A 6,322-nucleotide genomic window follows, 5' to 3' on the forward strand; every position below is an offset into this window, starting at 1 on the left:
CCCCGAATTGTAAAATTAATTGACCGCATAATTATACAACAAATTTTAAAGAACCATCCAGTGCGGGGATGTAGGAGTTTTGTGATGAAGAAAAAAATGGAAAAAGCACAGTTTCAATCGAAGCTGGCTTCATTAGTCATTGATTATGGCAGACAGTCTTTTGCTGAAGGGTTTTGCAAGGGTTTTGATTCCAGTTCAGTTGCCGAACAATTAAAAGAAGCTAAAGAAAAGGCAAACGCTGACTATCAGGAAATCATGAAAATGATTGATTTTTTAGCGTGTATGTAGCGGATTACAAGATTTTCTGTGGGATTGATTTTTAATAAAAAACAAAGGAGATTAAATTATGGATTACTTGATTGTAGGAATTAACGATATTGATTTTACGGACGAAAAGACAAAGGCCCACATCGACGGGGTCAAGATTTACTTTGTCTATGAGGACATGCTGAACGAGAACCTCCAGGGCTGTATTGCTGACGGAAAGTTCCTCCAGCGTTCCCTGGTTAAGAAGCTGCCCTTTAAGCTGGACTCCGTTGTTAACAAACACGTTGACATCATCACGGATATTAAAGGCCGGATCGTTAACATTATTCCCAAAGAGACAAAGCAGGCTTAAGCCATGGGAAATCTTTTGGTACAGGAAATTGAGTTGGCCGGATTACTCTTTGGCGTGATCCTGGCCTTAATCGTGGCTCAGGATTGGAGTAAGATTCATTGATCGCTGAAGAATTACAGTTGTTTTTTCAATTTTCTGGCCTTGGCTTCGGCTTCGGCCTTGGGACTTGGTTGTTAAGTTTTGCTTTGCGCTCCGCCTGGGTCGCTTTCAAAACTTCAATAAAATAATGAAGAAAGGGGTGTTTTTATGGCTTCCGAAACTTTAACCGGTATTCAGGGCATTTTCACGGGTGCTGCTTCTGATATTTCTGGCATGATGGTTCCTATTCTTACAGCCGGTGTGGTCATTGCCATTGGTATTCTGGCTTTTACCGTGGGCAAGCGTCTGCTCAATAAATCTGTTAAATGACACATACTAAACATGAAAGGAGATAGCTTATGCCTACAGCATTAGCCGAAGGATCCCCGACAATGGTCGAATCCATCCAGTCTATTTTCACTGGGGCAGCTGGTCAGGTCGGTGGTATGATGGTTCCGATCCTCACCGCCGGCGTGGTCATTGCCATTGGCATTCTGGCCTTTACGGTTGGAAAACGCCTGTTAAACAAGTCTGTGAAATAGCAGACAATTGACATCTTTTCCCTTTTAAAAAAGCCTGTCGGCCTTCCTCATTGGGTTGGCAGACAGGCTTTTGTTTATTTAGGGATTGAATTAAAAATTGCTACGAATGTAAAGAAAACTAATAACAGGAATCCATAGAAACTATACTCATATAGCTTTTTTTGGCTAATGACTCTATTTATTTTCTCTAGAAAAGTTATGTGTACTTTTCCTTTTTGTTGTAAATATGTTAGCCAATAAACCGCAACAACTGCAAACATTAATAATAAAGCTATTAGTTTCATGGTACACCTCCTATTTGTTCTTTTATTATATCTTATTTACTGAAAGGGTTTCAATATGGAAATGAAGATAAATAAAAATATATATTTAAAATTAATAGCTGTGCTATTATGTATTTATATAGCTATATCTCCCTTTTGTCAACCAAAGAAAGTATATGCGAATCCTGTTCTTTTGGGTGGTATTGCCATAACACTTATTGCTGGTATGATTGCAGCTGGTTATGCTCGAGATACCGTAGTCCCAGCAGAAAAACTAAACGAATTAAACGAACAAGCCACTACCAACCTCCAGTCCGCCTTCCCCGACCCCACCGAATACAATAAACAGCTCGGCATTCTTGAAAACCTCAGCAACGACCTGCTGTCCGGAAAAGACATTGACTGGAGCAAGTACAGCGGAAAAGCGATTTACGCCATCAGCAAGGCGGTGATTGATGTACTATACCCATCCAAGCCCCCCGAAACGCTTCGAGATGGAGAAATAATCTGGCGTTACACAGAAGGAGGTTATATTACTTGGAAACTTAGTAGTAATGGATATGGCCCTAAAAACCCCGTATTAAAACTTCTTTCTAAAACGGCAACCGAGGAAATATACACCGTTGGAAAAGTATCAGATTTTGTGGATAAGGATGTAAATATATCGCCTGCTTTCCTTTATTATCCTTATGGTTCCACTTCTAGTACATCTTCTTATAATCTTTATGGTTATTGGGTCAAAGACGGTTATATTAAAACAGCTTTTGAATCGGATCGTACTATCGGATCTCCGAATTATGAACTTTGGATGAAGCTTTTTTTCGGACAAAATACGCATGTTCCGGACATCACCGCCAAAACTGTCAATAAAATTAAGCTCCCAACCCGCCTTCCACCATCTGTTATCAACAACTACAACACCTACATCAACGGCGAATCCGAAAACCTCGTCATTGATCCGACCGACGATGAGCTCCCGCAGCTGCCCGACAACTATAACCCCGTAACGGATGACCCGCCCGATCTTGACGGTTTTCAGGACGTGACCCCGGATCAGAATCCCACCGACACCCCCGAACCAACACCCAGCCCCACACCCGAACCAACCCCATCGCCGGACTATGACGGTAGTTCCTGGATAAAGCCCATTGGCGATTTCTTCGCTGGATTGTTATCTTTCTTGAAGGACGCCCTGATTCCTACCCAAACCGTGGATTTTTCCCCGCTTCAGAACATGAGCACCGACTTTGGCAGCAAGTTTCCCTTCTCCCTGCCTGGGGATATTGGAAAGCTTTTTGGCGTGCTCCAAGCTGAGCCCCGGCGTCCTGAATTTCAAATGACCTTTGATCTTTCGAAAGTCGGTGTTCCCGGTGATCCCATTGTCTGGGATCTGAACTTTGAACAGTGGGACGATGCCGCAGCCATTGTCAAAACTGCGCTTTATATTGGTTTCTTGATTGGCCTGGTTTTTATTTCAAAGAATTTTATGAAAAATTAAAGGGGATACTATGGATAAAGGTTTTATTGTTTTTTGTCTTGTTTGTTTTGTCGTGCTTTATATTGGTCTTGGTATTGCTTTCTACAACGGGCCGACGGTTGAAGTCCTGCATCAGATTCATTCTCTGAGGTGACGCCATGATTGCTGATTTCTTTATCATCATCATTAACTTTTTTATTTGGCTTATTGCGTCCATTGTTACCATGGTAACCGCCATTCTGCCCGAAGATCCCTTCGCAAGCCTGAATCTTTCCCTGCCAGCAGAGATTGTCGGCTACATGAATTGGTGCTTCCCCTTCACGCTGGTGGTTGAAACCCTGGTTGTCTGGGGGGCTGCTATGCTCGCCTGGTATGTAATCTCCATTTTGCTGCGGGTCTTTAAGGTCATTGACTAATATAAGCGTTAAATTTAATTTTTCGTGTTTATCGGTGTTGATCTTCTCCGATCAGTGCCGCAGCACACGCAAAAGAGGTGAAAAATATGATCAAATGTTATACCGGCGTTCCCGGCAGCGGCAAGAGCCTGCACAGTATCCGCCTGATCCTGGCCTATCTGAAAGCCGGAAAGAACGTAATCGCCAACTTTCCCATTAAGGTTTCCCAGGTCAAGCACATGAACGGCCGTTATTTTTATGTCGAAAATCAGGACTTGACCGTAGACTTTCTCCGCAGCTTCGCCCGATTGTTCCACGACGAAGATCGGGAGAACCAGACCCTCATCATGCTGGATGAAGCCAGTGTCAAGTTTAACTGTCGGGAGTTCTCCGTCAAAGACCGGCTTCCCTTCTGCTCTTTCTTTGCCCAGCATCGGAAGTACGGCTTCGAGGTCGTGCTCATTACCCAGAATCTACGCCAGATTGACCGTCAGATTCGGGATTTGTGCGAAATCGAAGTCGTACATCGTAAACTCAATAACTTCTCCCTCTGGTCCGTTTTGCCCTTTCCGCTCTTTGTGGCGGTCGAGCGGAATGTGACCATCCGGGAGAAGAATAACCATGAATTTTTTCTGTATTCCAGGAAGGTAGGTGATCTCTATGATACGTTTTATGATTTTACTCAATCGGGTGTTGGGGCAGTGCCAAAGGCTCGTAAACAAGCTATTCTGGCTGCTGAGATAGTCCCAAAGGAAAGACGCCCACCAAAGCGCCGTTCTCCCAGGCCGTCCCGGGTCCCTGCAGAAGCGGACGACGGATCAGCGGAAGGGGTGCGCCAGCGGGGCCCCGCTCCTGACCGCCGCCCGCAGTCCCAGGAAACCCTGTCTGCCAAGGTTGACCGGTTCTTTCAGCTGGAGAACGAATGACCGCACTGTCATAAACACCCTCTGACCAGGGAAGGTTTATCCTTTCCTGGCCTAAGAGGGTGCCCGCCGAAGGCGTAAAAAATTTAATGCAGCATGCCTCCGGAACGAGAAGGCCGTAGGCCTTCTACTTGACATAAGTATCACATTCCGGGGATTGTACCGAAAGGGATACAATGGAATACAAAATATACAACGCGGTGCAGGTCAAAAAGATGGCGGATTACTACAAGCTGACCATCACCAAAGAAGTGACCTATGGGCGGAGTATTCGGAAATATACCCCCAAGGGCAAGGCCAATCAGAAAAAGCTTAAAAACAATGTACAGCGGGCTAAAAACACCGTTCTTGAAAAGGCTTTGTGTAATGATTGGACATGGTTCGTGACCCTTACCCTGGACAAAGCAAAGTACCAGCGGGATAACCTGTCCGTTTTCCAGAAAGACCTTTCCCAGTGGATTCGTGATTACCGGAAAAAATACCGGAAACAAGATCCGGCTTTTGATGTGAAATACCTGTTCATTCCTGAACTGCATGCCGATGGTAAAAATTGGCATATGCACGGACTGCTCTCTGAGCTTCCCTGGGATGATCTGGAACCGCACCCGGTGCGCTCCCTTTCAGAAAAGGGCTATCTGAACTGGGCGCCCTATCAAAAAAAGTTTGGCTTCTGTTCTCTGGGCGCCATTCGGGATAATACCCGCACCGCCCTTTATATCACAAAGTATATTACAAAAGATTTAGCCCGATCGGTTACTGACCTGGATGCCAATTTGTATTATTGCTCGACCGGTTTAAACAAAGCCGAGGTTGTTTCAAAAGGCAAGCTGACCAAAGCCGTTGATTTCAGTCTGGACTTTGAAGGAGCCTGGTGTTCTCAGCAGTTTGTGGATCAATACGATTTTTTTAAAGATTACTATCTGGAATTGGATTTATAAGGAGGTTTTGACATGGCTGCTTATATGACGTTGGATCAGCGCAAACAGATTGAAACATGCTTTAAACTGGATTTGAACACTCAGGATATCGCCGATGTGATTGGCATGTCTGAGCGGACGGTACGCCGTGAGATCAAGCGTGGTACCATTATGCTTTATGATACCGAATTGAAAGAGTACCCGTGTTACTGTCCCGACTATGCTCAGAGCCTGGCTGATGAAGCTTCTAAACGAAAAGGTCGTAGATGTAAGCTGGCTGATGATCCAGATTTCATTGAATACATTGAGAACAAGATTATTAACGAATGCTGGTCACCGGATGTCACCTTGGGACGTGCCCGTCTTGAGGGAAAAAAGTTCAAAACCACCATTTGTACCGGCACGCTCTATAACTACATCAAACAAGGCCGTTTTCCGCGTTTAACGACCAATGATCTCCACCGTAAAGGCATGACGAATAAGCGCAAAGAAAAAGATGTGATAGAACCTAAAAAGTGCCTTGAAAATCGTCGGATTGATGAACGCCCCGAAACAATCGAAGCACGTGTTGAACTGGGGCATTGGGAGATGGACTGTATTAAATCAGCTCGCGGACAAAAAACAGGGCTTCTCACCATGATTGAAAGAACTTCCAGAGATACCCTTGTTTTTAAGATTCCTTCCGTTTCCCAGGCCTGTGTCAAAGATGTCCTGGACAGCCTGGAACGAAAATACCGCTATCAGTTCAAGAAAATTTTCAAAAGTATCACCATGGACAATGGCTCCGAGTTCATCGATCAGGACACTATTGAGACCTCCATCTATACCAAGAAAAAAAGGACAACAGCTTATTACTGTCATCCTTACCGCTCAAGCGAACGCGGCAGCAACGAAAACGTCAACGGCATGGTTCGCCGTTTTGTGAAAAAAGGTGTAAATATTGCTTCCTTAAGTGATTCTTTTATCAAAAAAGTTGAATCCTGGATTAATAATTATCCACGTAAAATTCTAGGTTATCGCACTTCTGCGGAACTTTTCGGTATGTTTATTCAGAATTTGTCTTAAATTTTTAACTTTTTGGACAATTTTTCTTGACATTCACAAAAAA

The 6,322-nt window shown here is 44.2% G+C and carries 11 protein-coding genes; 10 read left to right on the forward strand and 1 reads right to left on the reverse strand.

The genetic code is table 11. From position 1 onward, the window contains the following. The 5 genes from DW091_RS19785 to DW091_RS19795 all read left to right on the forward strand — a co-directional run. A partial coding sequence (locus DW091_RS19785; protein ID WP_207665254.1) for a hypothetical protein occupies positions 1 to 288 on the forward strand: 288 nt, incomplete at its 5' end. A gap of 58 nt (positions 289 to 346) precedes the next feature. Further along, positions 347 to 619: a hypothetical protein gene (locus DW091_RS19790; RefSeq protein ID WP_058696105.1), complete on the forward strand. Its 273-nt coding sequence runs from the start codon at positions 347 to 349 to the stop codon at positions 617 to 619. A 98-nt stretch (positions 620 to 717) separates the two neighbouring features. Continuing rightward, positions 718 to 846, forward strand: coding sequence for a hypothetical protein (locus DW091_RS20780; RefSeq protein ID WP_263422127.1), 129 nt, complete (start codon positions 718 to 720; stop codon positions 844 to 846). A gap of 19 nt (positions 847 to 865) precedes the next feature. Beyond that, a complete protein-coding gene (locus tag DW091_RS20235) occupies positions 866 to 1,027 on the forward strand; it encodes a hypothetical protein (protein ID WP_158501409.1) in 162 nt (53 codons plus the stop codon). Between the two features lie 29 nt (positions 1,028 to 1,056). Beyond that, positions 1,057 to 1,239 carry a hypothetical protein gene (locus DW091_RS19795; protein ID WP_058696106.1) on the forward strand — a complete coding sequence of 61 codons (183 nt, stop codon included), beginning with the start codon at positions 1,057 to 1,059 and terminating at the stop codon, positions 1,237 to 1,239. 74 nt (positions 1,240 to 1,313) lie between these two features. Here the strand turns inward: DW091_RS19795 and DW091_RS19800 are convergent, their stop codons facing one another. Next, complete coding sequence (locus DW091_RS19800) at positions 1,314 to 1,523, reverse strand: hypothetical protein (RefSeq protein ID WP_118519102.1); 210 nt, start codon at positions 1,521 to 1,523, stop codon at positions 1,314 to 1,316. A 205-nt stretch (positions 1,524 to 1,728) separates the two neighbouring features. Here DW091_RS19800 and DW091_RS19805 point away from each other — a divergent pair, with 205 nt between their 5' ends. The 5 genes from DW091_RS19805 (at position 1,729) to DW091_RS19825 (ending at position 6,279) form a co-directional block, all read left to right on the forward strand. Beyond that, a complete protein-coding gene (locus tag DW091_RS19805) occupies positions 1,729 to 3,000 on the forward strand; it encodes a hypothetical protein (RefSeq protein WP_118519103.1) in 1,272 nt (423 codons plus the stop codon). 137 nt (positions 3,001 to 3,137) lie between these two features. Continuing rightward, positions 3,138 to 3,395 carry a hypothetical protein gene (locus DW091_RS19810; protein WP_118519104.1) on the forward strand — a complete coding sequence of 86 codons (258 nt, stop codon included), beginning with the start codon at positions 3,138 to 3,140 and terminating at the stop codon, positions 3,393 to 3,395. An 86-nt stretch (positions 3,396 to 3,481) separates the two neighbouring features. Continuing rightward, positions 3,482 to 4,300, forward strand: coding sequence for a zonular occludens toxin domain-containing protein (locus tag DW091_RS19815; RefSeq protein WP_158577957.1), 819 nt, complete (start codon positions 3,482 to 3,484; stop codon positions 4,298 to 4,300). A gap of 173 nt (positions 4,301 to 4,473) precedes the next feature. Then, on the forward strand, positions 4,474 to 5,235 hold the full coding sequence (locus DW091_RS19820; RefSeq protein WP_118519106.1) for a hypothetical protein: 762 nt from the start codon (positions 4,474 to 4,476) through the stop codon (positions 5,233 to 5,235). A 12-nt stretch (positions 5,236 to 5,247) separates the two neighbouring features. Further along, complete coding sequence (locus tag DW091_RS19825; RefSeq protein ID WP_118519107.1) at positions 5,248 to 6,279, forward strand: IS30 family transposase; 1,032 nt, start codon at positions 5,248 to 5,250, stop codon at positions 6,277 to 6,279. Positions 6,280 to 6,322: the final 43 nt, after the last annotated feature.

Source organism: Eubacterium sp. AM05-23 (genome assembly GCF_003477535.1).
Taxonomy (GTDB): Bacteria; Bacillota; Clostridia; order Eubacteriales; family Eubacteriaceae; genus Eubacterium; species Eubacterium maltosivorans.